Here is a 24,201-nt window from a genome sequence, read left to right as displayed (position 1 = left end):
ATGCCCAATCGAAATGACGTGCCCCGCAAGTTCTTCAGCACGGATGAGCAGTTGCGCCTGCGCGACGCGATTGCCGCGGCGGAGAAGCGCACGAGCGGCGAGATCCGCCTGCACCTCGAGCGCGATGTGCCGACAAAGGCGCCCGCGAACGGCGATGCCTACCTGCGCGCCCGCGAGGTCTTCGCCGGCCTGAAGATGCACGAGACGGCCGACCGCAACGGCGTGCTCGTCTACCTGGCCACACGGACGCGGAAGTTCGCCGTGCTCGGCGACGAGAAGCTGCACGAGCGGGTGGGCGAGGCGTTCTGGAACGACATCCGCGACCTGATGGCGGCCCACTTCCGCGAGGATCGCTTTGTGGAGGGACTGGCCGAGGGCATCGCGCTGGTCGGCGAGCGGCTGCGGGAACACTTCCCGCACCGTGAAGACGACGTTAACGAGCTCTCGGACGAGATCTCGTACTAGGTTGTGGCCGGCGTGGACTTGCGCCGGCGCAAGTGGAAGAGGAAGAAGGCCGCGCGGGTCGAACCGGCGCGGCCTTCTTCGTTCCGGAGCTACAGCGCTGCGCTCAGTGCACCCGCTTGTACACCGCTTCCATCGCCTTGCTCTCCTGGCCGCCCATCGACTGCCACATCGTGAACTTCACGGTGTCCTTGTCCACGTAGACCGTCTCGGAGCGCGAGGGGATCTCCATCGGGCCCATGGTCATGGTGCCCTGGTGCTTGACGACCTTGCCGTCGGCCGAGGCGGTGCCGTGCGCGAGGTAGTAGCCGGTGCCCATCGAGTCGAGCCACATGCTGAAGTACTGCTGCTTGCCGTTGTCGTAGCCGTCGAGGCTCAGGCCTTCGTAGGGCTGGCCCATATAGGTGTTCTTGTAGCGGCCCATGAGGTAGCGGCCGCCGAGCACCATCTCGCCCTCGTAGGTACCCTCGGACGTCTGGGCACCCTCCATGTACATGGTGATGGTCGCGGTCCACTTGCCTTCCATGCGCGCCAGGTCCTTGTGAGGCGCGCCCGGGGTCATCAGCTCATCATCATCTCTTCCATGGCCTTCGGGTCCATCTGGCCTTCCTGGGCGAAGGCGGGCGCGGCGAAGGCCAGAAGCGACAGGGCGAACACGGCGAACAGCGTAAGCTTGCGCATGGCGGGGTCCTTTCCGGGTGATGGCAAGGGCGGGCGGGCGATGAGCCGCGCCGGGGGAGTCTGGCGGACAGGCTACCGATGGCGGGCCGGGGCGGCAAGTGGAGGCCGGGCGGGCGGCCTCAAGCCGGTGATCCGAACAGCCGTCGCCATCCCGGTTGGCGCCCGGCAGCGACATCGTGGTCCACGCGGAGCACGCCGCCCGCCGGATCGAGGAGGCAGTAGCCGCGCCAGCTCTCGGGCAGCCCGATGTACCGGGTGCCGCGCTTCTCCATCTCGTGCCAGCGATGGTGATGGCCGAAGAACCACAGCGGCGGCCTGAGGCGGGCAGCAATGCGCTCGAAGCCGGGCACACCCGGCGGGCCCAGGTGCTCGAAGCCGACGGCGCCCGGGACGCCGATGCCGCAGGGGCAGTCATGGCTGACGACGAAGTCGACCGCCCCCGGTTCCAGCGCCAGGCAGGCATCGATATCGTGGTCGGTGATCTCGCAGCCGCGCGGCGTGGACCAGGAGTCCATGTAGCGGGCTCCGCCCAGGCACAGGACGCGCCGGCCGTCGACGGCCTGGACGGTGCTGCGGGGCAGGTAGGTCAGCACATCGGCATAGGAATCGACGAGGGAGTCGAAGGCCCGGAAGTCCTCGTGATTGCCCTCGATGAAGCTGACGGGAGTGCTGAAGCGGCTGCACTGGCTGCGGAAGTGACGCTTCAGTTCGGGCGCGAACAATCCCAGGTCGCCCGCCACGACGACCCGTGAAACGTGCTGGCCCAGGTCCACGCAGGCGTGCTCGATCTGCGCGGCGATCACTGGGAATCGGCTGTGCACATCGCCCAGAAGCAGCAGTTGACCGGTGTCGGCGGCTTCCATGCGCGTCAGGCTCCCGCGAAGTCATGGCCCACGGATGACTGCAGCGCACGGATGTGCGCCAGCACGCGCTTCAGTTCCTTCTGCGTCTCGGCCGGAAGGGCTGTGGGCTCCAGGCGGTTGTCGGGCTGGGCGTGGGCCAGGAGGCGCTCGGCCTGGTGGCGCAACCGCAGGTCCTGCAGGAAGCGGAAGGCCTCGATGGTCGTCTCGGCCGTCCGGGGGTTGAGCGCTCCGCGCGCGGCCAGGGCCTCGAGACGCGGCACGGTGCCCACTTCCGCCACGCCGTGCTGCAGGGCGCGCAGGCGTGCAATGTCGACGATCTGGGCGAGCACACCCTTGATATCGAAGGTGGCGCGCACCCCGTCCAGTGTTTCCACGGTGAACGTGCCGAACGCCGAGAGCGGCGGTTCGTACTGCAGGATGCTGTGGGCCAGCAGGTGGCAGAAGCGCGGCTCGCCGGCGATCTCCGCCTGCAGGTGGGCGCGAAGACCGAGGATCAGGTCGTCATCGCCGTCGAGGCCGCGGAAATCGAAGAAGACCTTCGTCTGCAGCAGGTCGTGCGGCTCCAGGGCGTGGATCCAGCCGGAGAACGTCTCGCGCCACGACGCGGGTGTCCGGCAGCACTCGGGCCGGTCGGCCATGATGCCGCCGAGACAGAGCGGATACCCGGCCGCCGCGAGGATCTCCGCCGTGCGCCGCCCAAGCTGCAGGAAATATTCCGGCGCCCCGGGAACGTCGGCGTGGATGATGGCGTGGTCCTGGTCGGCCAGGAAATTCACCTCGGCGCGGCCGAGGCTGCCCAGCAGGAGGAAGGCGAACGGACCCGGCGCCGGTCCGAGGGGCGGTTGCGGCCAGTGCGAGGCGCGTGCGCACGACGACGTCGGCGGTCGTCGAGAGCAGGCGGGGGACCTACGCCGTCGACGTGCCGGGGGTCACCATCAGGCCGGCCATGACCGCGAAGCGGTGGTTGGCTGCCACGAGGTCGTCGACGGTTTCGGCGGTCGTCAGGTCGCGTTCGCGGTACTGCGGTGCGCGGGTGGCCACGGCCATGAAGCCGACCTTGCCCTGCACGACGATGCGCGACAGCGACAGGCTCACCTTCAGCGTACTGCCGTCGCGGCGCTGGAGCTCGGCCTCGTAGGGCGCCGGGACCGCGGCGCCTTCCGTGACGTCCTGCCACAGGCGACGACCGGCGGCACGCTCGGCCGCCGTCGGCCGGATGATGTTCGCGATGTCCAGACCGGGAAACTCGGCTGCCGTGTAGCCGAGCAGTCGCAGCAGGCTCGTGTTGGCGAACAGGCCCTCACCCTCGATCACCATGAGGATGGACTCGCCTGCCGACTCGACCAGTGAGCGGTGCTTCTCCTCGGAGGCGTGCAGGGCGGCGGCCATCCGCTGGCGACCGCGCTCGGCCTGGAAGCTGGCGCGCAGGAGCACGAACATCAGCGCCGAGACGGCGACCAGGATCGCCAGCGAGACGGCCTGCATGCGCTCGGTCAGGGCGGCGCGTTCGGCGGCCACATCCTCGATGTAGACGCCGGTGCCGATGATCCAGCCCCAGGGACTGAAGCCCTTCACGTAGGAGAGCTTCGGCACGATGCGCCCGCTGTCGTCCTTCCACTGCCAGCGGTAGGCCACGTAGCCGGCGCCCTGCTTCTCGACAACCTGCGCCATCTCGACGAAGAGACGCTTGCCGAGCGGATCCTTGAACTCGCGCAGGTCGGTGCCCTCGAGGTCGGGGCGGTAGGGGTGGACGATCATGCGCGGCCCGGAGTCGATGATCCAGAAGTAGTCCTTGCTCTCCTGCCCGTAGTGCAGGCCGCGGACCTGCGACACCGCGGCGGCCTGCGCCTCTTCGCGCGTGATCCGCCCGGCCCGTTCGTCCGCTTCGCAGCGCGCCAGGATGTTCCAGGCCGATTCGGTCAACTCACGGATCATCAAGCGTTTCTGATCCATGATGACCCGGTCGAAGGCCGGCAGGATATAGACGAAGACCACCCCGGTGAACAGGGCGATCGCCAGCAGGGCGGGCAGGACGGTTCGCAGGACGAGGCGCTTCATCCGGTCTCTTCCGGCGGAGGGTTGCCGGGGCAGTCTACGGCACAAACGGGGCTGGAGACAACATTTGTTAATGTTTAAACAGCATGCTAGGATCTCCGCGCCCGATCGTGTTCCCGCCCGCAGCCGGGGCGCGTGTTTCATCCCCCAGAGACTCCGACCGGAGGCCACCATGCTGCACGAGCCCGCGCCGGATGCCGGACCCGATCCCGCCAGTGCCTACAAGACACGCCTGGGATTGTGGATGTTCCTGTTCTACTCGCTCCTTTATATCGGCTTCGTCTGGATCAATGTCGCCACCGCAGGCAAGGTCATGCAGAAGATCGTCCTGGCCGGGCTGAACCTGGCTGTCGTCTACGGCATGGGCCTGATCATCGTCGCCCTGGTGATGGCGCTCATCTACAACCACCTGTGCACCAGGCGTGAACACGAACTGGCAGCAAAGCGCCGGGAGGTGCGCAAATGAACCTCCATGGGACGCCGCTTTCCATCATGGTGTTCTCCCTGTTCGTGGTGGCTGTGCTCTTCCTCAGCTACTTCTTCGCGCGCAAGGCGAAGTCGGCGGCCGGCTACTATGCCGCCGGCGGCCAGATCCACTGGGCCGTGAACGGCATCAGCTTCGCGGGCGACTACCTGTCGGCCGCGTCGTTCCTCGGCATCTGCGGCATGATCGCCACCCTCGGCTACGACGGGTTCCTGTACTCCATCGGCTACCTGGCGGGCTGGGTCGTGGCGCTGTTCGTCGTGGCCGAGCCGATGAAGCGCCTCGGCAAGTTCACCTTCACCGATGCCGTCGACGCCAAGTACGACAGCCGGGGCATCAAGCTGGCGGCTGCCATCTCCACGCTCGTCGTGTCGATCTGCTACCTGATCCCGCAGATGAACGGCGCCGGTTCGCTGGTGGAGCCGCTGTTGGGACTGCCGCACTGGGCGGGCGTGATCATCGTCGGCAGCATTGTGATCATGATCGTCGCCACGGCCGGCATGGCCTCGACGACCTATGTGCAGTTCCTCAAGGGCGGACTGCTGCTGATCTTCTCGACCATCATGGTCGGCTACCTGCTGACCCGCGGCCTGGGCACCGATCCGGCCAGCCTGAATGACGCTGCCGGCCGCAAGCTGCTGTTCATCCCGCAGCAGACCACCGAGGCGCAGCTGAACGCCGAAGGCCGCCAGCTGGTCCACACCGCCGGCGAGTTCCTCAAGTTCAGCCAGGGCGATGAGACATCCTGGTGGCGGCGTGACAAGGACGGGGCCCTCTGGCAGGCGCAGTGGGTCGCCGGCGACCAGGTCAACGGCGTGGTCGGCGGGCTGCTGCGCCCGGTGGGGCGCATCACGGCCATCGGCGGGCTCGACGCCGAGGCGGCCGCGCGCGGAACCGGTCCCGTTTCGCCGGTCGGCTTCCTGGCAACGCTCACGCACGCGGACACCCGCATCGAACAGTGGCACTCGGCAAAGGTCACCGATGAATCGGGCAAGCGCGTCACGGTGCACTACCCGAAGCAGGTGAGCGGCACGGACGAGATGAAGCCGGGCGTGAAGTTCAAGGTCGATACCCTGTGGAACAAGCTCAACTTCGTCTCGCTGATGATGGCGCTGTTCTTCGGCACGGCAGCCCTGCCGCACATCCTCATCCGCTACTACACCGTGCCCAGCCCGGCCTGTGCGCGGAAGTCGACCATCGTGGCCATCGCCGCGATCGGCTTCTTCTACGTGCTGACCCTGTTCATGGGCCTGGGCGCGGCCACGAACGGCACGGTGAATCCCGCCGACAGCAACATGTCGGCGCCCTTACTGGCGATGTCGTTCGGGAAGGTCCTGTTCGCGGTCATCTCGGCCATCGCGTTTGCGACCGTGCTGGGCACCGTGGCCGGCCTGATCGTGGCGGCCTCGGGAGCGGTCGCGCACGACCTGATGGATCGCTACGGACAGATGAATCTCACGGAAGAGAAGAAGGTGAAGGCGGGCAAGATCGCCGCGGTCGGCGTCGGCATCATCGCCATCATCCTCGGCATCCTCTTCCGCGGCGTGAACGTCAGCTTCCTGGTCGGGTGGGCGTTCGCCGTGGCGGCTTCGGCCAACCTGCCGGCCATCGTCATGCTGCTGTTCTGGAAGCGGACGACGGCTGCGGGCATTGTCGCCTCGATTTCGGTGGGTATCGTCTCGGCGCTCGGCATCATCCTGACCGGGCCGGAGATGTTCGCCGGGCCGTACGGACTGACGGCGGCTGACGCGTGGCACAAGCTGGGGCAGCCAGGCATCGTCTCGATCCCGCTCAGCTTCCTGGCCCTGGTGGTCGTGTCGCTGATGACGCAGAAGAGGGCGGTGCGGACCGCCTGAGGTCGCTGGCCTTGTCCTGACGGATACGGAAGGGGGCGGTAGGCCCCCTTCCGCCGTCAGGCGATCATCAGGCGGGCGTCTCCAGGAGCTTCTTCGCGTGCGCCACCGCATCGCTGAACGTGGAGAACATGTTGTCCAGGCCGATGTGCTGGACGGCCCCGGCACGGGTCATGGCCGCCAGCGGCTGGGCGTGCACGCCGGCCAGCAGCAGCGTGGTGCCCTGCTGGTGCAGCCGGTTCTTCACGTCTTCCAGCGCGTGCAGGCCCGTGGCGTCGATGGCCATCACGTGGCGCATGCGGAGGATGACCACGCGGGGACGCCGGCGGTCCGACTGCAGCGTCTCGGTGAAGGAACGGGCGGCGCCGAAGCAGAAGGTGCCGTTGATCTCGAAGACGGCCACCTCGGCCGGCAGTTCGACCGGGCCGACCGGGTCGCCGGGTGCCGATTCGTACTCGAGCGCGTCGCGCACGGCGCGCACCTGCGTGACTTCGGCCATGCGCAGCATCAGCAGCACCGACGAGAGCACCATGCCCACCTGGATCGCGACGTTGAGGTCGACGACTACCGTGAGCACGAACGTCGACAGCAGCACCAGCACGTCGCCGCGCGGCGAGCGCAGCAACTGCCGGAAGACGCGCCATTCGCTCATGTTGTAGGCCACCACGAGCAGGATGCCCGCCAGCGTGGCCAATGGGATGTAGGCGGCCCACTTGCCGGCCACCATCAGGATGAGCAGCAGCGTCAGCGAATGCACGATGCCGGCCACCGGCGAGCGGCCGCCGTTCTTCACGTTGGTGGCGGTGCGGGCGATGGCGCCGGTCGCCGGGATGCCGCCGAAGAACGGCACCACCAGGTTGGCGATGCCCTGGCCCATCAGCTCGGCGTTGGCGCGGTGGCGACCGCCGATCATGCCGTCGGCCACCATCGCGCTGAGCAGCGACTCGATGGCGCCCAGCAGCGCGATCGACAGCGCCGGCGAGAACAGGGCGCCGATCTGCGAGAAATCGAAGCGCGGGAGCGAGGGCCTGGGCAGGCCGGTCGGCACGTCGCCGAAGCGGCTGCCGATGGTGTCGACCTGCAGGTTGAAGACCTGTACGACGATGGTCGTCAGCAGGAGCGCCACCAGCGGTCCGGGCAGCCGGCGCGAGATGCGCGACCATTGCTGCGTGATGAGCACCGAGCCGAGGCAGATCGCCGCCGCCGTGAGGTTCGTCTGCGGCAGGCTCCTTATATAGTAGAGACAGCGCGGCCAGAAGTGCGACGGCGCCTCGCCCGCCGGCAGGCCCAGCCCGTCGCCGATCTGCCCCATCGCGATGATGATCGCGATGCCGCTGGTGAACCCAATGATGACCGGGTAGGGGATGAACTTGATGACGTTGCCCAGGCGCGCGAACGACATCGCCACCAGCAGTGCGCCGGCCATGATCGTGGCGACGGCCAGCCCCGGGTAGCCGAACTTGGCGACGATGCCCGCGACGATGACGACGAAGGCGCCGGTCGGCCCGCCGATCTGCACGCGGCTGCCGCCGAGCGCCGAGATGATGAAGCCGGCGACGATGGCCGTGAACAGTCCCTGCTCGGGCCGCACGCCCGAGGCGATGCCGAACGCGATGCTCAGCGGGAGGGCGACGATGCCGACCACGAGGCCGGCCAGGACATCGCGGGTCAGGTCCTGGCGGGTGTAGCCGTCGCGAAACGTGGTGACGAGCTTGGGGGTCAGGTCAGGCGAAAGCCATTTCATGCCGATGGTCCCGGGTTCAGCCCTGGCCCGGGGGCATCCATGTCTCCGGGAAGCAGGGGCGTGAGGTGTCCGGGCGACGGGGCGCCATGTGGGGGCGTGCCGGGGCCGGGGATTTGCAAGCGCAACATATGACGCGCCTTAATCGATTGGCAAGATCTCAAACCGGAAGACCCCGATTTTGTCGGGGCCCCCGGCCGGCACGCGATCAGCAGCCGTTCCGCGTCGGTTGCCGCCCCTGGAGGTCGACCACCGCCTTGAATCCCCCGAATGCCATGCGTGACGTGTCGAAGGGCATCACCCCGTCCTTCATCATGGACTCCAGGCGCGGGTCGGCCATGACCTTCTTGTTCACGCGATCGCGCTGGGCGGGCGACTTGTAGGTGATGTACGAGAAGAAGACCACCTCGCCGCGCTTGAGCTTGACCGCCTTCTTGAAGATGGCGCCCATCGGCGAATCGAGGTCGTCGGCCATGCACTCGCGAAATTCCAATGCGCCGTGCTCGAGCCAGACCTTGCCGGCCTTGCGCGCGAGGGTGCGGTATTCGTCAACCTTCTTCAGGGGAATCGGCAGGAGGAAACCATCGACGTAGGGCATGTCGGTCCTTTCGTCCTTGAAAACGGAAGGTCGGGGAGGCGCCCGGCCTCCACAGGGTGCTCACTATATAATAGTGTGGGTCCGCCATCGCAGGCACCGCTTGCCCAGTGGGTGGGGGCGTGGTTGGATGGCCGGCAGCCGCATTCCCGGACCGAAGCATGTCCGCAACCCCGGAGTGACCCCGGCCCTTGGATCCGAAGCACGCAGCCAGCCGTTTCCGCACGGTGTCGCCGCTCCTGGTCGCGCTGGCGGCTTTGGCCGTCTTTGTAATGACGTTGCAGCGCACGCTGCCGGCCGGCGACAGCGGCGAACTGATCGCCGTGGCCTGGAACGGCGGTGTGGCCCATCCGCCCGGGTATCCCCTGTACTCGCTGCTGGCCGGCGCCTGGGTGCGGGTCTTCGCGTTCGGCGAGCCGGCCCTGCGGTTGGCCGTCTTCTCGGCGGTGTGCCTGGCGGCGGCGGCCGGCCTGCTGGCGGCGGCGCTGCGAAAGCTGGGGGCGTCGGCGTGGGCGGCGGGCGGGGCGGCGCTCGCGTGGGCCTTCTGCGCGCCGGCCTGGAAGATGGCGCTGGTGGCCGAGGTCTTCGCGCTGAACAGCCTGCTTGCGGCGGGACTGTGGTTCGCGCTGGCGGCGCTGCTCGCTGCGCGCACCTCAAGCGAGCATCGCCGCGCGCTGGCCGCGCTGGCGGGGCTGACGGTGCTGGGTCTGTCGCACCACCACACGCTGTTCATCCTGTCGCTGCCGGTCGATGCGGTTGCCTTGGTCGTCTGGTGGCGGCGCGGCCGGCCTGGTGCGGGATCACGCCTTGTGCTCGCAGTAGCGGCGTCGGCCATCGCCTGCCTGCTGCCGCTGCTGCTGCTGATGATCCCGCGCCACGGGGCCCTGCCCGTGTGGGGCGAGACGAGCACCTGGCCCGGGCTGTGGCATCACATGCTGCGGCGCGACTACGGCACGTTCTCGCTGGAGCCGGCGGGCAGCGGTGCTGCCGCGCCGCCTGATCACGTGCTGCTGTGGCTGTCCGCGATGCCGCGCGCGTCCGGATACGTGGGTGCGGTGGTGGCGGTGGCCGGCCTGGCCGTGCTGGCGCGCCGGCGTTCAGGGTGGCCGCTGCTGGCCGTGGTCGTGGGCGCCCTGGGCCTGCAGGCACTGTTCTTCACGCGTGTCGGCTTCGCACTGGAGCCGGCGCACCTGCGCGGCGTCGTCGAGCGGTTCCAGATCCTGCCGGCGATGGTCGTGGCGGTGGCGACGGCATTCGCGATCGGGTCGGTCGGCGCGCCGCGGGCGAATCGGCGCGGCCTGTCCCGGGTGATGGCCCCGGTTCTCGCCGCGCTGGTGGTGGCCGCGCCGCTGCTGCTGCACTGGCGTGCCGTGGACCAGCACGCCAACACCTTCCACGCCGACTTCGTGCACAACCTGCTGGCCGGCGCGCCCGACGGCGCCGCGCTGTTCGTGCGCGGCGACCTCGAGCACAACGGGCTGGCCTACGCCACGGGCGTGCGCGGCCGGCGACCGGACCTGGCCTGGGCCGACCAGGAGCTGTTGACCTATCCGTGGTATGTGCGCCGTCTGCGGGCGCGCGAGCCGGGTCTGCTGCCGCCGCTGGCAACGGGCGGCGAAGGCGATCGCTATTCGGGCCTGCCGGCGTCGCAGAACATCCACTGGCTCGGGCACCTGGCGGGCGTGCGCCCCGTGGCGTTCACCGATTTCAAGGAAGACAGCTACGCCGGCGCGTACACGCCGGTCCCGCGGGGACTGGTGCTGGTGATGCATCCGCGGGGCGAAGTGCCGCCGCTGGTCGCGCAGGCTCGCGACGCGGCCAAACTGCTGGCAACCATGCGCCTCGACTCGTGGTTCCAATCGCAGGATCCGTGGAGCTTCGAGATCGCCGGCCGGCAGCGCATCGTCGACTACGTCATCACCACCGCCACGCTGTTCCAGCAACCGGAGGCCGCGGTGGTGCGCGCGGCCGACCATCCGGGTCTGGACGTGCTGCGCGGCTGGCTGGCGCGTTATCGCGCCGAGGCGGCGCCGGGCGACCCGCGCCTGCACTATGCGAGCGGCTTCCTGCACCTGATCCATCCCGACTTCCGTGACCTCGAGGCCGCCGCGGCCGACCTCGCCCGCCTGCAGGAGCACGCCGCCGGCGATGCCGCCGCCGCCCGCGCCGCGGAGCTGCTGGCCGCCGGGCTCGCCCAGGCCCGCGATTCAGGTGGAAATTGATCCCCATTTGCGGCTACAATCATCGATCGCCGGGATGACCAGCCACATTCCGGTTCTCGCCACCTCAGCCCCTCAGGGGGATGCCATGCGCCTTTACTCCCTTGTCATCATTGCCGTTGTGGCATTGGCGGCCGGCGGTGCCCTCGCGGCCGACGCCGTCTTCGATGTTGTCTCCGAAGCGGCCGTGACCGCGCCGCCGTACCCGACCCCGCCCATCGAGATGCGGCTGGGTGGTCCGCGCCACGGTACCGTCATCACCATCCACGGGCTGAACTTCCGCTCCCTGTCCGCCGGTTCGGGCGGCGGTGGCGGCGGTGGTGCAGGCGGTGAACCGCTGCCCGTCTCGTGCGTGGCGCGTCCGGGCGGCGAAGGCTGGGCGGACGAGGCCTTCTTCGACATCACCTACGTGAGCGCGGTGGGCGGCCCCGATTTCGCGATCGACAGCTTCTTCGACATCTTCACGGACTACCGCGCACCCGACGGGTCGCCGTGTCCGCTGGCGCCGATCAACGAGGGCTTCGCGGCCGACGACTGGCGCCGCTACTTCGACCTGTCTTTCACCGATACGACCTTCGATCTGGCCTACCAGGTGCAGTTCAATCCGCGCGAGTACACCATCGTTCGCGCGCACGGTGAGGCCGCGCCCGGCCTGCGCATCTTCGGGGCCACCGTGCAGCAGCCGCTGCAGAACTGCGCCAGCGGCTGCGAAGCCCGCTTCGCGCTGAGGATCGACATCCACGCCGATGATCCGTCCGGTTGCTGCCCGATCACGCGGCCGGTGCTGATCATGCGCGAGATTGCGCAGTCGAACGAGTCGCCGGTGGCCGGCGAAGAGCAGAGTTGGGGCGCCGTGAAGGCGTTGTTCCGCTAGTCATGCCAGATGGACCCGAAATGGAGGCGACATGAACGCGACATCCCTGATGAAAAGCCGGGCGATCACGCTGGCTGCCCTGTTGCTGCTGGCCGCTGCGCCGGCCCTGGCCGTCGACGCGGACCTCGACGGTGTCGACGACGCCGTCGACAACTGCCCCGGCGTGTACAACCCCGACCAGATGGACAGCGATGCCGACATGATCGGCGACATGTGTGATCCCGACGGCGACCCGGATACGGACGGCCTGCCGACGAACCTCGACAATTGCCCGTTCGTGTCGAACCCGTTCCAGAACGACCTGGACATGGACGGCGTGGGTGACACCTGCGACAATTGCCCGACCATCGTAAACATGGACCAGGCGGACGCGGACAACGACGGTGTCGGCGACGCATGCGAGACCGTGGCGACGACCAGCACCCGCTGGGGTGCACTGAAGGCCTGGTACCGGTAGAAGCCGCCGAATGCCGGGCGCTGCGGGACAGGGAGGTCTCGGTGCCATGATGATGCTGAGTTCACGACCCCGACTGATCACCGTGGCCGCCGCGTGCCTGCTGGCGCTGGCGGCCACGACCGTTTTCCTGCGCGCGGAGGCCGACGCTGCCGCAACCGAGCGCGCCGTCGTCTTCCGCACGCGCACGATGGGTGCCTGGGCCTCGCTCACGCTGGTGACGGCCGACTCCGCCGCCGTGGCCGACCTCGCCCGCACCTCGCTGCTCTCCCTGCACCACACCGATTCGCTGATGACCAACTGGACCACCACCAGCGAAGTGGCGCGCATCAACAGCACGGCCGGCGCCGGCGCCACCGTCGTCGAGCCCGAAGTCGCGGCGGTGCTGGCGCTCGCGGGTGACGTCACGGCCGCCAGCGGCGGCGCCTTCGACATCACCGTGGAGCCTCTCGTCCGCCTGTGGGGCTTCATCGGCGGCACGCCGCATGTGCCCGAAGCGGCAGCGCTCGCTGCCGCGCGCGGCCTGGTCGGCTGGAACCGTGTGTCGTTCGAGTCCGCGAGTGGTCGTCTCGGGCTGCCTGACCCGGGCATGCGCATCGACCTCGGCGGCATCGCCAAGGGCTACGGTGTCGACCGCGTGGCGGCGCTGCTGCACCGCGCGGGCGTCACCGACGCGCTGGTCGACCTGACGGGCAACATGGCGGCGATCGGCACCGCGCCCGGCCGCGCGCCCGGCCAGGAGGGCTGGGTGATCGGCATCCGCGACCCGCGCGACCGCGGCCCCTACCTGGCGACCATCCGGCTGCGCGATCGCTGCGTTTCCACCTCCGGCGACTACGTGCAGTTCGTGAGCGAGGGCGGTCGCCGCTTCGGTCACATCCTCGACCCGCGCACGGGCTGGCCCGCGCACGGATTGTCGTCGGCGACGGTCGTGGCGACGCAGGCCGCGACGGCCGACGCCTGGTCGACCGCGCTCTTCGTGCTCGGCCCCGTGGAGGCCCGCCGCGTGGCCGCCGCCCGCGAAGACATCGCCGCCGTGCTGCTCGAGCCGGTGCCCGGCGACCGCGACACGCTGTGGGTCGAGTCGTCGCTGCTGCCGCTGGTGACGGTGGCGCCCGCGTTTGCCGACAGCCTCATCCTCCGTTCCTTCTGACCGGGCTGTTCCCGGAATTCCGCTCCTTCATCCGCCCAGCGCGCCGTGCAGCAGGCTTTCGGGCCGGCTGGCCTCGGCACGCTCATTGCAGAGTGTGTCTGGCCTGATTCGTAACATGTTGTGATTGAGTCTCTTGGGGTGGCATGGGCCACAGGACGCCGCGATGGGGCAGCCGTGGGCCCGTGCGGGGCGCCTGAACGAAAGCTCAATAGAAGGCAAAAAGCATCCGATATATGGGCGCGGCGCCAGTGGGCGCGCAGCGGATACCGGGATGGAGGCGGCATGCATCTGGCGCTTCGGGACAACCCAACGGTCGCGTGGACGCGGGTCCGATGGCGCGGCGCGCGATGCGCGTTGCCGATCGGGTTGGTGCTGGCTGCCGGCTGCCACACGGCAAACCCGGTGACGCCGCCGCCGCCGGGCGGCGGCACGGCCTACATCTACGACGAAGCCGTGTTTGCCGCGAGCGTGGCGCCGGTCTTCACATCGCGTGGATGCGACACCCTCGATTGCCATGGCGGCGGCATCCGCGGCACGTTTGCCCTCTCGCCGGCCGGCGACAAGAACTTCGCCTTCGACTTCGAACAGGCGGTACTGCAGGCCAACGGCGACGATCCGGCTGCGAGTCCGCTGCTGCTCAAGCCGCTGGCCGTCACGGCCGGCGGCACGGCGCACGCCGGCCATGGCGACGGCGGCATCTTCGATTCCACCGCCGATCCCGACTACCAGGTCATCCTCGCCTGGGTCTCCGCGGGGGTGCGCGAATGATCCGCCGCACGCTCATCTCCGCTGTCGCCTGCTCGCTGCTGCTGGGTGCCGTGCCTGAAGTGCGCGCGCAGGCGCCGACGGCCGAGACGGAACTGCAGTGGCTGGTGCCCGAGATGAAGGGCGCCGGGCTGCGCGTCAGCCCGGGTCCGCGCCAGTTCCTGCGCGCCTTCGCCTTCAGCCCGGGCATCGGCCGGCTGGGCGACGAGGACCTGTTCGCGTTGCGCCTGGCCTACAACCCGAATCCGTGGCTGGCGTGGGAAGTGGCCCTTGGCCACAACCCCACCTCCTCGCTGCAGGCCCTGCTCCACACCTTCAACGCCGTCGTGCGCAAACCACTGCCCTGGCGCGTGCAGCCGTACCTCACTGCCGGCTACGGCATGATGACGGTGTACCCGGGTCGGGCCATCGAGGCCGATCCTGTGACCAAGAACGCCGTGACGTACGGCGGCGGGCTCGAGATCTACCTGCGCAACGACGTTGCGCTGCGCGGCGAGATGCGCGCAGCCACCGTGTTCGGCCAGGAGGCCGGACGCGAAGGCACCGCAACCTACACCTATCGCGAGTACACGGCCGGCATCGTGTTCTACAGGAAGCTGGGCAGCTGAACGGGAAGCGGCCGCGTGCGGCCCCAACCCTTGTGCGACCGGACACCGTCAGGGAGTGCAACATGAACCGCAACCTGCGAATCAACAGGACCCGGAAGGGTCGCCGGACACGGGCGGTCATCGCCCTGGCGGCACTGGCGACGACGGCGGCCGTGCTGACGACCGGCGGCTGCCGTCGCAACGCGCCGGATGACGTCATCGTGCAGGCAGAGACCACGCACGCGCTGGTATTCGTCAAGACCGACGGCGAGGAGACGCTCAACCGCAGCTGGGCGAGCGGTAACCTCTACAAGCTGGCGCCCATCTCGCCCGACGGCGTCGTGACGCCACTGACCTCGTTCACCGGCGCCAGCATCAGCGACCCCTGCGTGTCGTTCGACGGCAAGAAGATCCTCTTCTCGATGCGGGCGCCCGGCCAGGGTCAGCGCAACATCTGGGAGATCGGCGGCGACGGCACCGGGCTGCGCCAGGTGACCAGCGGCGGCGGCCACGACTTCGACCCGCTGTATCTGCCCGACGGCTCGATCATGTTCACCAGCAGCCGGGCCGGATTCATGGACGAGTACAACCACTCGCCGTCCGAGAACCTCTACACCTGCAATGCCGACGGCAGCGGACTCAAGCAGGTCAGCTTCAACATGAGCGACGACTTCGATCCGACGCTCATGCCGGACGGCCGCGTGGTCTACACGCGCTGGGAGCACTTCGGGACGTTCAACCGCTTCCCGCTGTTCTTCTGCGGCCAGGACGGCACGCGGCCGTTCCACGAGTTCGGGCCGCACAACCGCAACTTCTTCCACGCACAGCCGACGCCGGACGGCCGCATCATCGCGATCGAGTCGACGATGGTGAACGAGGACGCCGGCCCCATCGCCGTGCTGAAGCTCGAGGCCGGCCCGGCCGACCCTGCCGACGGTGACCACGACCACAACTGGAATCGCCTGACGCCGCAGGTCAATACCGACGGTGCGCCCTGGGCCTACGGCGCCTTCAAGTACCCGATGTCGCTGGGTGACGGGCAGTATGTGGTCTCTTACACGCTGCCGGCCGCCGAGGACGAGCAGGTGGACTACGGCCTGTACACGTTCCACCTGAGCCAGGAGGGCGCCGGCACCGACGCCAGCCCGGCCACCATCTCGATCGACGACTTGACGTTCCTCTACAACGACCCGCAGATGAACGAGTACGACGCGCAGCTGCTGGCCCCGCACGCGGCGCCGCCCGTGCAGGCGAAGCTGGGCGACGACAGCGTGGCCTGGGGCGTGTTCTCGGGTGCCGACGTCTTCAATCGCTCGACGAACGACGGCCAGGAAGTGCCGGTCAAGGGCGTCGACCAGATCGACCGCATCGCCATCATCGCCGGCTTGCCGACCGTGGCCGGCGAACCGATCGACTACTCAGCGAACGAGTTCGAGCGCCGCGCCCTGATCGGCTACGCGCCGGTGTACCCGGACGGCTCGTTTGCCTTCAAGGTGCCGGCCGGCGTGCCCTTCACCTTCGCCACGCTCGACGACAAGGGTCGCGGGTTCGTCTCCAAGCGGACCTGGCTGTACGCGCAGCGCGGCGTGCAGGAGCGCACCTGCGTGGGTTGCCACCAGCCGCGCGGCTCGGGCCCGGGATCGGTCACCAATCCCGATCCGTACGCCCTGACCCAGGAGCCCACCGACCTGACCGGGCCGGCCTCGGGCTACCGTCAGATCAACTACCGCGACCACATCGCGCCCATCGTGGAAGCCAAGTGCGCCTCGTGCCACGTCGAGACGTACGCCCAGCGCGACACGCTGATGCCGGGCAACGTCTGGGCGACGGTGACCGATACCACCTTCGCGCCGGCGCGGCTGGACCTGACCGCCGTGCCCGACACGACCGGCCGCATGCAGCTCGTCTTCCCGCGGGCCTACATCAACCTGTCCGGCGAATCGGAGACGTCGCTGCGCCAGGTCGTGGAGCCGGTGTTCCCGCGGCGCTCGATCCTGATCGACTACGTGCTGGGCGTGGGCGAGGCGGCGGGCCAGGGTCCGCACCCGCAGAGCGACCCGCTGACCGACGAAGAGAAGGAAATGTTCAACCTGTGGGTGCTGCTCGGCGCCCAGTACCGGTAAGGCGGGAAAACGATGGTAAGACGTCCATTCCTGGCGGTGGCCGGCGCGTTCCTGGCCGCCGGTCTCAGCGGCGCCGTGATCGGCGATGCGACGGCCGACGACCGCTCGGCCCGGCTGAGGGTCCGCGAGCTGACCACGGTCGAAGGGCTGCCCACCACGCTGGCGGCGTGGGACGGGGAGATCCTGGTAGTGAATTTCTGGGCCAGCTGGTGCGCGCCGTGCCGCACCGAACTGGCGACGCTCGACGAATGGAACGCCGAGTGGGTCACGCGCGGCGCGCGCGTGGTGGCGGTGTCGATCGACAGCGATCGCGCCCGCGCCCTGCGGTTCGCCGAGGACCAGGAACTGGCGCTGACCGTGCTGCACGACGGCCCGGACGGCCTGGCGCGCGAGCTCGACCTGCCGGCCGTGCCCACCACCTACGTCCTCGACCGCGAGGGCGAAGTGGTGCTCGAGGTGCAGGGCAGCGGCGAGCGCGAGCTGAAGCGGATGCGCCAGGCCGTGGAGCAGCTGCTGGCCGTGCGGAACGAAAGGGCGGGCCTGTGAGCCGGCGGCGCGGCATCGGCAGGGCTGCGCGGCTGGCGCTGGCATTCCCGATCCTGCTGGCCGGGGCCGGCTGCGCCACCGTGCGCCCCTACGAGAAGGAGCATCTCGCCGACCCGATCATGGTCTCGTCGGCCGATACCGGTGCGCAGATGCGCGAGATGAAGTGGCTTGACGCGCGCGAGGGCTCGACCGGCGGCGTCGGCGGAGCGGGGGGCGGATGCGCCTGCAAGTAGAAAGCAGACTGGCGCGCATCGTCGCGATCTCCGGCTGGCTCTGCCTGGCGGCGGCGCCGGCGCGTGCGCTGCCCTCGCCGGACGACGAGACGGCCGGCTACCTCGTGCACTTCTTCTCCGACGTCAACGGCGTCGACGTCGTCTCGATGTTCGTCGACTACGGACTGGCCACGCGGCCGGGGCTCAAGGCGTCGCTGGAGTGGTCGCACGACATCGTGATCATTCCCGCGATCGACGCCCCGCGCGGCAGTGCCGAGGCGGTCGATGCCATCACCACGGCGAGCCGGCCCATCACCGACGCCGACCAGCCCTACGAGGACTACATCAAGACGCGCAATGCGCTGCAGGGGTCCGTGGCCTGGAAGGACGTGCAGTCGGGCTACTACGTCTCGTCGGAAAGCGACTACTTCGCGCAGATGCTGTCGTTCGGCTGGGACCGCGACCTTAAGGGCGACAACCTGAACCTGGCGGCGGGGCTCAGCTACGGCTGGGACAGCATCGAGCCGCTGGCCGATGACGGCGCCACCGCCGCGCCGGCCACCCGGAGCACGATGCACGGCAGCCTGGTTGCGACCCGCATCCTCGACCCGCGGACGACCCTGCGCGTGGGGGCCGAGTTCGACCGCGTCTCCGGCCAGCAGCACGACCCGTACCGCAGCGTGAACGCCGGCGGCGCCATCGTGCGCGAACGGCATCCCGACGAGCGCCTGCGGCGCGACGTGTTCGTGCGCGCCAGCCGCTGGCTCGGCAACCGTTCGAGCCTGAAGGCCGACTACCGGCTCTACGGCGACGACTGGGACGTCTCGTCGTCCACCTGGGGACTGCGCCTGGCGCAGTACGTGACCGACGACCTGGTGATTGCCTACCGGTACCGGTACTACACGCAGTCGGCGGCCTGGTTCTACAGCGACGACTACGACCTGACTGACGGCATCGATGGCTATCGCACGGGCGACTACCGCCTGGGCGACTTCGGGGCCCACCTGTTCGGCGGGCGCATCACCTGGACGCCCAGTGCGCTGACCCGGCGGTGGAATTTCCTGCACGACGTCCAGGTCGTGCTCGGCTACGAGCGGTACTTCAACTCCTACAACTTCACGGCGAGCATCTACGAGACCGGGGTGAGTGTCTCTTTCTGAGCGACCGAGCAAAGGAGCCGGACATGTTCCGCAACCTGACCATCACCGGTGCCCTGTTGGCCGCCTCGGCCGCGACGGCCGGGACGTTTGCGCCCACTCCGTACCTGGCCGAGGCCGGGGTCGACGTCCTGACGCGCGGGACGACGCGCCAGCTTGTCGATCGCGAGCTGTTCGGCACGCCCTGGGCGACCGTCATCGTGGGCCACGTCGACGTGTATGACCGCTTCCCGTACCTGGAGTCGCACTACTTCCAGGTCGTGTCGGATCCCGCCTGGAACCGCCTGGTGCTGGGTGAGGCCGATCGCGACCTGACCGCCTTCGACGGCGCCGGCACGGCCTTCGGGCCGCTGCGCGAACCGCGCGGCCTGGCCACCGACGGGCACGACCGCGTCTTCGTGGCCGACACCGGCAACAACCGCGTGCTCGTCTTCCGGGCCGTCTCGGAGTTCGACGAACTGCGCCTGGAGCCGATCTGCAGCATCGACGGCCTGAGCGCGCCGTGGGACGTCGCCTGCTCGGACGCCGGCACGCCGCTCGACGACCGTGACGATCGCCTCTATGTGGCCGACACCGGCCGCAACGAGATCGTGCGCTTCTCCATGGCCGGCGACACCCCGACGCGCACCGGCTCGCTGGGCGGACTGGGCAGCGGAAACGGCCGCTTTGCCGGGCCACTGGCCCTGGCCGTCGGCCGCGACGGCGCCAACGGCACCGACGACGTCTACGTCGCCGACGCGCACAACGGCCGCTTCGTGCACCTGCGCGACAACGGCAGCGAACTGACCTGGGTGGGCGAGCGGCGCCACGAACTGGGCGCCGTCGGCTCGCTCGATACCGATCGCTGGGGCAACCTCTACGCGGCGTCGCCGGGCACCGGTGCCGTCGTGAAGTACGCCGCGAATCTGGAGCCCGTGGCGCGCCTGGCCGACGGCATCACGCGTCCGCGCGCGTTCCATGTCCCGTTCGTCACGCTCACCGACCATCGCACCGGGCGTACCGAGCGCGTGGGCGAGGGCCGTGGTGTCATCGTCGACGAATGGGCCGACAATTCCGGGCTGCGCCTCGTTGGCCTGGGCGTGGAGATGCTGCAGCCGGTCGCGCGTGAGGGCGGCACGGCGGCCGTCGAAGTGACGCTGACCGACAACGCCGACGTCGTCATCCAGGTCGTGGACCCGGCTTCGGGTGCCGTCGTGGGTCGTCACCAGGCCGGCGTGCTGGGTGCCGGCCGCCAGGTCGTGGCCCTGCCGGCCGACAAGGCCGGCTCCGGCTGGCCTGCCGGACGCTACCGGCTCGAGCTGACGGCCGCATCGACCTACGCCGACGGCGGTGCAGCGCACCTCACGCTCGAGGCCGACCTGGGCGCCGGCGGCCAGGGTCGCCTGCCCGAGCGGCTGGCGCTGCTCGGCAACGCGCCGAACCCGTTCAACCCTTCGACCACCATCGCCTTCACGATCCCGTCCGGTGAATCGTCGGAGCACCTGCTGAACATCTACGACCCGCGTGGCCGCCTGGTGCGGCAGCTCGGTCGCGGCGTGCTGGCGGCCGGCCGGCACGAAGCGATCTGGGACGGGCGCGACGATACGGGCGCCACCGTCGGCGCCGGCGTCTACCTGTACCGCCTGGAATTCGGCGACCGGAAGCTGTCCGGCAAGATGGTCCTGGTGAAGTAGGAGCGCGCGATGTCCATGAACAGCGATTTCAGGCGCGCGGCGCTTGTGCCGGCGCAACTGATGACGGCGGCGCTGCTGCTGGCCTGCGGCGGTTGCCTCGGCGAGCCGCCGATCGACGAACGCTGGACGCTGCTCGAGTTCGAGTCGGCGGCGCCGGCCGTGAGCGCGACCGTGGCGGCCGACCAGCCGATCGACGTCAGCGTCCGTGGCCGCATCACCTACCGCGCCATCCGCACCGGGTTCGTGGTGGCCGAGCTTCGCTACAGCGAGACGCTCTCGCCGGCGATGGTCTCGCTGGACCCGGAAGACCATTCGCTGGAGAGCGCACTGACCGTCGAGCACATCCTGGCGAACTCCGTGACCGCGGGGCGCGCCACCCAGGCCGTGACGGGCTTCGACCACCTGGTGCAGGAGATGGACCTGCAGTTCTCGGCACCGGTGCCTGCGGGTCTGACCGCGGCCGCGGGCGACTCGGCCGCCTCGCGCAGCCTGTTCCTGGTCCTGTACATGGGCGAGGGCGATGAAGTGGAACTGCCGGCCGGACGTGATTCGCTGGTCGTGACGCCGTTCGCGGTCGAGGAGACGCAGGTGCTCTTCTGCGGCTACCCGCTGCGCGTGACGGCGACGCCGGCGGGCCAGGCGCCTTGACCGTCCAGGGAGTGATGGCGGGCCTCGCGCTCGTGTTCGGCATCGCGCCGCCGACAACGCCGGCGCGCGCCGTGGCCCAGGTCGACGCCTGGGTGGCTGCCGGTCCCACGGCCGGCGGCCTGGGCCTGGACGAGGACCTGGCGGACTACCGCTGGGACACGCGCCCCGCCACCCAGTGGGGTGGCCGCGTGCTGGCCGGCCGTGGTCCGTTCGCGGTGGGCGTGTGCGCGTGGCGCGCGGGAACCTCGCAGGGCACGGGCCTGCCGGAGGTCGAGGATGAACCGCAGGTGGCGTTGTCGACGCTGTCGGCGGTGGGCCTGGTTCGCGTGGCCTCGCCGCTCGGCTGCGAGGTGTGGCTCGGCGGCCAGGCCGGGCGCCTGCATGCGAGATGGGAGCCCGGTGAACTGGTCGTGGCGACAGGCGGCGGTGCCCCGGTGACCGTCGCCTTCGAAGACGTGGATGAGTGGTGCCTCGGCTTCACGGCCGAGGTGCAGCGCCGGCTCGGTCGCGGCCTGGTTGCGGCCATACAGGCCGAGCGTTCGACGTTCGCGCTGGAAACGGCCCATCGCCGCGGCGACGTGATCGAGCTGGACCGTGACCGGTTCAGCACCTGGTCGGCGCGCGTGCAGATCGCCTGGCGGTGGCCGCTGTAGTCGACGTTACGGCGTCGACGGAAGGAGCAGGGATGATGCGCAGAGGGAAATCGCGGATGGGGATCGCCGGTCTGGCGCTGGGTGTGGCCGCCCTCGTCGGGCTGCCGGTCCGGGCCGCCGCGCAGGCGGAGGCCGCTCCGGATTCGACGATCGCCTCGGCTGCGGTCGTGGCGGCCGTCGCCCCGGTGTCGCCGCCGGAAACGGCGACGATCACGCTCGCGGCCCCTGCGCGTGCGGCCGCGCCCGTCAGCCTGAACGAGCCGTACGTGCTGACCGAGCGCAGCGTGCGCCTGCGCCGCGACACCACGAACATCGTCCGCACCGGACCGGGCAACGGCTACGCGATGATCGGCGTCTTCGCCGGCGACTCGACGTTCCCCGTCATCGCCAAGAAGGACGAGTGGTACAACGTCCGCCTGTCGGCCACGGATACCGGCTGGATCCACGCCTCGCTGTGCGAGGAATTCGGCGACATGTCCGGCCTGGAGTACCGACCGAACCCGCGACTGTTCTCGCGAACGGGCAGCTTCTCGTTCGCTATCTACAGCGGCGGCTATGCGTTCGATCGCAAGTCGAACTCGGTCGTGCTCGGCACGCGGCTGGGCTACTACCTGCTGGAATATGTGGGCCTAGAGGGCACCGTCGGCTGGACGCACGTAGTGCGGCCGGCCGAGATCGTGGAGTCGCTCTTCGACCTCGCCCTCGAGGAAGAGGATTTCCACATGCTCTATTACGCCCTGAGCCTCGACCTGAAGCTGCTGCCCGGCCGGCAGATGGTGCCGTTCCTGACCATCGGCGCCGGCAGCGCCATCATGGAAGGCATGAGCGAAGCCTCGCTGAACTACGGCGCCGGCATCGACTTCTTCGTGCGCAAGTCCACGGCGGCGGTCTTCGCCTTCCGCAGCATCAACATGGAATCGGGCGTCGGCAGCGCGCGCCGCAGCAACACCAACTACGAGTTCAGCGTCGGTTCGACGTTCCTGTTCTAGGAGGACCGGGTATGCCGCATCTCGCACCAAATCGCCTGCTTGCCTGTGCGCTGGCCATCGGCGCACTGGCCGGCATGGTCCTGACCCCGCGGGCCCACGCCGGGGAGCCGACGCCGTTCGCGGCGCAGGCCGGGCTGGATATCGCCGGCGAAGCGGCCCGCACCTGGGCTGCCGACGCCGAGCTGGTCTACGTCGAGAACGACGAGGCGCTGGGCGCCGATGGCAGCGCCGCTCGCTGGGGCTACCTCTTCCGCTCCCGGGCGGCCGATGCGTCGCGCGCGTACTCGGTGCGCGACGGCCGCATCGTCGAGGCCGCGAACCTGGGCTTCGACTTCGAGGCGCCGCCCATCGCCGGTCCGTGGATCGACAGCGGGAAGGCGCTCGAGGCCGCCGACCGCGCCGCCGCCGACTACTGCCGCAAGAACGGCGGTCGCCTGGCGAGCATGCTCCTGGTGCGCGGGGCCTTCAACGAACGCCGGCCCGACGGCACCACCTGGACCGTGGTCTACGTCTCGGACACCGCACCCTCGCTGCTCGTGGTGATCGATGCCGCGAACAGCGAAGTGCTGCGCACACTGAAGGGTTAGGCGCCATGAGCAAGCTGTTTCCTGGTAGCGCGTCCATGGCGGTTGTCGTCACGCTGGCGGCGGCTCTTGCGGGCCCGATTGCGGCAGCTCCCGCCGGGGATGAGGCGGGCGGCGTCTCGCACCGCGTCGAGGTCAAGCGCCAGAAGGTCGACGAGCCCGACCAGCCGAGCCTGGTGTTCCTGAAGGAGAATCGCGTGTTCCTGCGCGCGGAGCTCGATCGCCTGCGGCAGCTGGTGAAGGTGACGCGCGACGGTTCCGCCGAACTGCTGGACGAGAGGCTGCTGCGCCTGCGCGAGATGGCTGCGGCAGTGGCGGCGGCCCGCGACACGGTGGGCGATGCGGAGGCCGCTTCGGCTGCGCGGGAACGACTGGAGTCGGTGGCGGAGATCGCGAACCTCGAGGCCCAGCTCGACCTGATGGACTCCCTGCTGGCCGCCCAGAAGCAGCGTCTGGCCTGGCTGGAGGCCGATTACCTGGGCCAGCAGCGTACGGCCCTGGTGGTCGTGGTCGGCGGTTTCGTCGGCCGCGAGGCGCCCGAGGCGGTCGTGCTGACCGAGGGCGACGAGATCCGGCGGGTGGACTTCACCCCGGAACAGCGGTCGGCGCTCGCAAAGGGTGGCGTGGCTCAGGTGCATCACGCCTTCGTCGAGCCGCGCACGCACGAGTTCAGCCTGGCGTTCGAGGGCGGGGACTGGCAGGAAGCGCCGCCGGCGCTGGTCTCGGTGGAAACACCGCGTGACCGCCTGACGTTCCTGGAAATCGACCTCGGCGGAACGGATTCCGGCCGCAACGGTGGCGTTCCCGCCGCCGTCGTGTGGCAGAGGTGA

General features: G+C 69.4%; 25 protein-coding genes. 19 read left to right on the top strand and 6 right to left on the bottom strand.

Annotation, left to right across the window (positions count from 1 at the left end; genetic code table 11):
* On the top strand, window positions 1-465 hold the full coding sequence (locus tag IPG61_07100; protein ID MBK6733847.1) for a TPM domain-containing protein: 465 nt from the start codon (window positions 1-3) through the stop codon (window positions 463-465).
* Window positions 466-568: 103 nt separating this feature from the next.
* On the opposite strand, the gene IPG61_07095 is transcribed toward IPG61_07100, so the two are convergent.
* The 4 genes from IPG61_07095 to IPG61_07080 all read right to left on the bottom strand — a co-directional run bounded on the left by IPG61_07095 (window position 569) and on the right by IPG61_07080 (window position 4,064).
* On the bottom strand, window positions 569-1,024 hold the full coding sequence (locus IPG61_07095) for a DUF1579 family protein (GenBank protein ID MBK6733846.1): 456 nt from the start codon (window positions 1,022-1,024) through the stop codon (window positions 569-571).
* 238 nt (window positions 1,025-1,262) lie between these two features.
* The gene (locus IPG61_07090) at window positions 1,263-2,006 is read right to left on the bottom strand and encodes a metallophosphoesterase family protein (protein MBK6733845.1); all 744 of its coding nucleotides are present in this window, start codon (window positions 2,004-2,006) and stop codon (window positions 1,263-1,265) included.
* Window positions 2,007-2,011: 5 nt separating this feature from the next.
* Window positions 2,012-2,782, bottom strand: a complete 771-nt coding sequence (locus IPG61_07085; GenBank protein ID MBK6733844.1) for a hypothetical protein — start codon at window positions 2,780-2,782, stop codon at window positions 2,012-2,014.
* 130 nt (window positions 2,783-2,912) lie between these two features.
* Entirely contained in the window at window positions 2,913-4,064 is a 1,152-nt protein-coding gene (locus tag IPG61_07080) for a cache domain-containing protein (GenBank protein MBK6733843.1), read from the bottom strand.
* A 169-nt stretch (window positions 4,065-4,233) separates the two neighbouring features.
* Here IPG61_07080 and IPG61_07075 point away from each other — a divergent pair, with 169 nt between their 5' ends.
* Both IPG61_07075 and IPG61_07070 read left to right on the top strand, forming a co-directional pair.
* Complete coding sequence (locus IPG61_07075) at window positions 4,234-4,527, top strand: DUF485 domain-containing protein (GenBank protein MBK6733842.1); 294 nt, start codon at window positions 4,234-4,236, stop codon at window positions 4,525-4,527.
* Window positions 4,524-6,401, top strand: coding sequence for a cation acetate symporter (locus IPG61_07070; GenBank protein MBK6733841.1), 1,878 nt, complete (start codon window positions 4,524-4,526; stop codon window positions 6,399-6,401). The genes IPG61_07075 and IPG61_07070 overlap by 4 nt, the downstream gene beginning before the upstream one ends.
* Window positions 6,402-6,468: 67 nt before the next feature.
* On the opposite strand, the gene sulP is transcribed toward IPG61_07070, so the two are convergent.
* Both sulP and IPG61_07060 read right to left on the bottom strand, forming a co-directional pair.
* On the bottom strand, window positions 6,469-8,142 hold the full coding sequence (gene sulP, locus IPG61_07065; protein ID MBK6733840.1) for a sulfate permease: 1,674 nt from the start codon (window positions 8,140-8,142) through the stop codon (window positions 6,469-6,471).
* Between the two features lie 205 nt (window positions 8,143-8,347).
* Window positions 8,348-8,737 (bottom strand): DUF1428 domain-containing protein, encoded by a 390-nt coding sequence (locus tag IPG61_07060; GenBank protein MBK6733839.1) that lies wholly within the window; start codon window positions 8,735-8,737, stop codon window positions 8,348-8,350.
* A gap of 188 nt (window positions 8,738-8,925) precedes the next feature.
* Here IPG61_07060 and IPG61_07055 point away from each other — a divergent pair, with 188 nt between their 5' ends.
* From IPG61_07055 to IPG61_06980, 16 genes are all read left to right on the top strand, one after another.
* On the top strand, window positions 8,926-10,956 hold the full coding sequence (locus IPG61_07055; GenBank protein ID MBK6733838.1) for a DUF2723 domain-containing protein: 2,031 nt from the start codon (window positions 8,926-8,928) through the stop codon (window positions 10,954-10,956).
* A gap of 85 nt (window positions 10,957-11,041) precedes the next feature.
* Complete coding sequence (locus tag IPG61_07050; GenBank protein MBK6733837.1) at window positions 11,042-11,827, top strand: hypothetical protein; 786 nt, start codon at window positions 11,042-11,044, stop codon at window positions 11,825-11,827.
* A gap of 31 nt (window positions 11,828-11,858) precedes the next feature.
* On the top strand, window positions 11,859-12,284 hold the full coding sequence (locus IPG61_07045; GenBank protein ID MBK6733836.1) for a thrombospondin type 3 repeat-containing protein: 426 nt from the start codon (window positions 11,859-11,861) through the stop codon (window positions 12,282-12,284).
* 46 nt (window positions 12,285-12,330) lie between these two features.
* Window positions 12,331-13,434, top strand: coding sequence for an FAD:protein FMN transferase (locus tag IPG61_07040; GenBank protein MBK6733835.1), 1,104 nt, complete (start codon window positions 12,331-12,333; stop codon window positions 13,432-13,434).
* A gap of 354 nt (window positions 13,435-13,788) precedes the next feature.
* Window positions 13,789-14,202: a hypothetical protein gene (locus IPG61_07035; protein ID MBK6733834.1), complete on the top strand. Its 414-nt coding sequence runs from the start codon at window positions 13,789-13,791 to the stop codon at window positions 14,200-14,202.
* On the top strand, window positions 14,199-14,807 hold the full coding sequence (locus tag IPG61_07030; GenBank protein ID MBK6733833.1) for a hypothetical protein: 609 nt from the start codon (window positions 14,199-14,201) through the stop codon (window positions 14,805-14,807). Before IPG61_07035 ends, IPG61_07030 begins: the two co-directional genes overlap by 4 nt.
* Window positions 14,808-14,869: 62 nt before the next feature.
* Window positions 14,870-16,909, top strand: a complete 2,040-nt coding sequence (locus tag IPG61_07025; GenBank protein MBK6733832.1) for a PD40 domain-containing protein — start codon at window positions 14,870-14,872, stop codon at window positions 16,907-16,909.
* Between the two features lie 12 nt (window positions 16,910-16,921).
* Complete coding sequence (locus IPG61_07020; GenBank protein ID MBK6733831.1) at window positions 16,922-17,455, top strand: TlpA family protein disulfide reductase; 534 nt, start codon at window positions 16,922-16,924, stop codon at window positions 17,453-17,455.
* Window positions 17,452-17,688 carry a DUF4266 domain-containing protein gene (locus IPG61_07015; GenBank protein MBK6733830.1) on the top strand — a complete coding sequence of 79 codons (237 nt, stop codon included), beginning with the start codon at window positions 17,452-17,454 and terminating at the stop codon, window positions 17,686-17,688. The genes IPG61_07020 and IPG61_07015 overlap by 4 nt, the downstream gene beginning before the upstream one ends.
* Entirely contained in the window at window positions 17,673-18,827 is a 1,155-nt protein-coding gene (locus IPG61_07010) for a DUF3570 domain-containing protein (GenBank protein MBK6733829.1), read from the top strand. Before IPG61_07015 ends, IPG61_07010 begins: the two co-directional genes overlap by 16 nt.
* A gap of 23 nt (window positions 18,828-18,850) precedes the next feature.
* The gene (locus tag IPG61_07005) at window positions 18,851-20,497 is read left to right on the top strand and encodes a hypothetical protein (protein ID MBK6733828.1); all 1,647 of its coding nucleotides are present in this window, start codon (window positions 18,851-18,853) and stop codon (window positions 20,495-20,497) included.
* Between the two features lie 9 nt (window positions 20,498-20,506).
* Window positions 20,507-21,145, top strand: coding sequence for a hypothetical protein (locus IPG61_07000; GenBank protein MBK6733827.1), 639 nt, complete (start codon window positions 20,507-20,509; stop codon window positions 21,143-21,145).
* Window positions 21,142-21,798: a hypothetical protein gene (locus IPG61_06995; protein ID MBK6733826.1), complete on the top strand. Its 657-nt coding sequence runs from the start codon at window positions 21,142-21,144 to the stop codon at window positions 21,796-21,798. Before IPG61_07000 ends, IPG61_06995 begins: the two co-directional genes overlap by 4 nt.
* Before the next feature lie 56 nt (window positions 21,799-21,854).
* A complete protein-coding gene (locus IPG61_06990; protein ID MBK6733825.1) occupies window positions 21,855-22,787 on the top strand; it encodes an SH3 domain-containing protein in 933 nt (310 codons plus the stop codon).
* 11 nt (window positions 22,788-22,798) lie between these two features.
* Complete coding sequence (locus tag IPG61_06985) at window positions 22,799-23,374, top strand: hypothetical protein (GenBank protein MBK6733824.1); 576 nt, start codon at window positions 22,799-22,801, stop codon at window positions 23,372-23,374.
* A gap of 5 nt (window positions 23,375-23,379) precedes the next feature.
* A complete protein-coding gene (locus IPG61_06980; protein ID MBK6733823.1) occupies window positions 23,380-24,201 on the top strand; it encodes a hypothetical protein in 822 nt (273 codons plus the stop codon).

The organism is bacterium, assembly GCA_016703265.1.
Classification (GTDB): Bacteria; Krumholzibacteriota; Krumholzibacteriia; order LZORAL124-64-63; family LZORAL124-64-63; genus CAINDZ01.
The sequence above is the reverse complement of the archived record's forward strand: the minus strand, read 5'-3'. Positions and strand labels throughout refer to the sequence as shown.

Bases quoted from the DNA above. Each gene is read 5' to 3' on its own strand.
- IPG61_07040 (MBK6733835.1), top strand. From the start codon at position 12,331: ATGATGATGCTGAGTTCACGACCCCGACTGATCACCGTGGCCGCCGCG.
- IPG61_06980 (MBK6733823.1), top strand. From the start codon at position 23,380: ATGAGCAAGCTGTTTCCTGGTAGCGCGTCCATGGCGGTTGTCGTCACG.
- IPG61_07050 (MBK6733837.1), top strand. From the start codon at position 11,042: ATGCGCCTTTACTCCCTTGTCATCATTGCCGTTGTGGCATTGGCGGCC.
- IPG61_06985 (MBK6733824.1), top strand. From the start codon at position 22,799: ATGCCGCATCTCGCACCAAATCGCCTGCTTGCCTGTGCGCTGGCCATC.
- IPG61_07030 (MBK6733833.1), top strand. From the start codon at position 14,199: ATGATCCGCCGCACGCTCATCTCCGCTGTCGCCTGCTCGCTGCTGCTG.
- IPG61_07010 (MBK6733829.1), top strand. From the start codon at position 17,673: ATGCGCCTGCAAGTAGAAAGCAGACTGGCGCGCATCGTCGCGATCTCC.
- IPG61_07095 (MBK6733846.1), bottom strand. From the start codon at position 1,024: ATGACCCCGGGCGCGCCTCACAAGGACCTGGCGCGCATGGAAGGCAAG.
- IPG61_06990 (MBK6733825.1), top strand. From the start codon at position 21,855: ATGGGGATCGCCGGTCTGGCGCTGGGTGTGGCCGCCCTCGTCGGGCTG.
- IPG61_07000 (MBK6733827.1), top strand. From the start codon at position 20,507: ATGTCCATGAACAGCGATTTCAGGCGCGCGGCGCTTGTGCCGGCGCAA.
- IPG61_07025 (MBK6733832.1), top strand. From the start codon at position 14,870: ATGAACCGCAACCTGCGAATCAACAGGACCCGGAAGGGTCGCCGGACA.
- IPG61_07080 (MBK6733843.1), bottom strand. From the start codon at position 4,064: ATGAAGCGCCTCGTCCTGCGAACCGTCCTGCCCGCCCTGCTGGCGATC.
- IPG61_07020 (MBK6733831.1), top strand. From the start codon at position 16,922: ATGGTAAGACGTCCATTCCTGGCGGTGGCCGGCGCGTTCCTGGCCGCC.
- IPG61_07100 (MBK6733847.1), top strand. From the start codon at position 1: ATGCCCAATCGAAATGACGTGCCCCGCAAGTTCTTCAGCACGGATGAG.
- IPG61_07060 (MBK6733839.1), bottom strand. From the start codon at position 8,737: ATGCCCTACGTCGATGGTTTCCTCCTGCCGATTCCCCTGAAGAAGGTT.
- sulP (MBK6733840.1), bottom strand. From the start codon at position 8,142: ATGAAATGGCTTTCGCCTGACCTGACCCCCAAGCTCGTCACCACGTTT.
- IPG61_07045 (MBK6733836.1), top strand. From the start codon at position 11,859: ATGAACGCGACATCCCTGATGAAAAGCCGGGCGATCACGCTGGCTGCC.
- IPG61_07075 (MBK6733842.1), top strand. From the start codon at position 4,234: ATGCTGCACGAGCCCGCGCCGGATGCCGGACCCGATCCCGCCAGTGCC.
- IPG61_07005 (MBK6733828.1), top strand. From the start codon at position 18,851: ATGTTCCGCAACCTGACCATCACCGGTGCCCTGTTGGCCGCCTCGGCC.
- IPG61_07070 (MBK6733841.1), top strand. From the start codon at position 4,524: ATGAACCTCCATGGGACGCCGCTTTCCATCATGGTGTTCTCCCTGTTC.
- IPG61_07090 (MBK6733845.1), bottom strand. From the start codon at position 2,006: ATGGAAGCCGCCGACACCGGTCAACTGCTGCTTCTGGGCGATGTGCAC.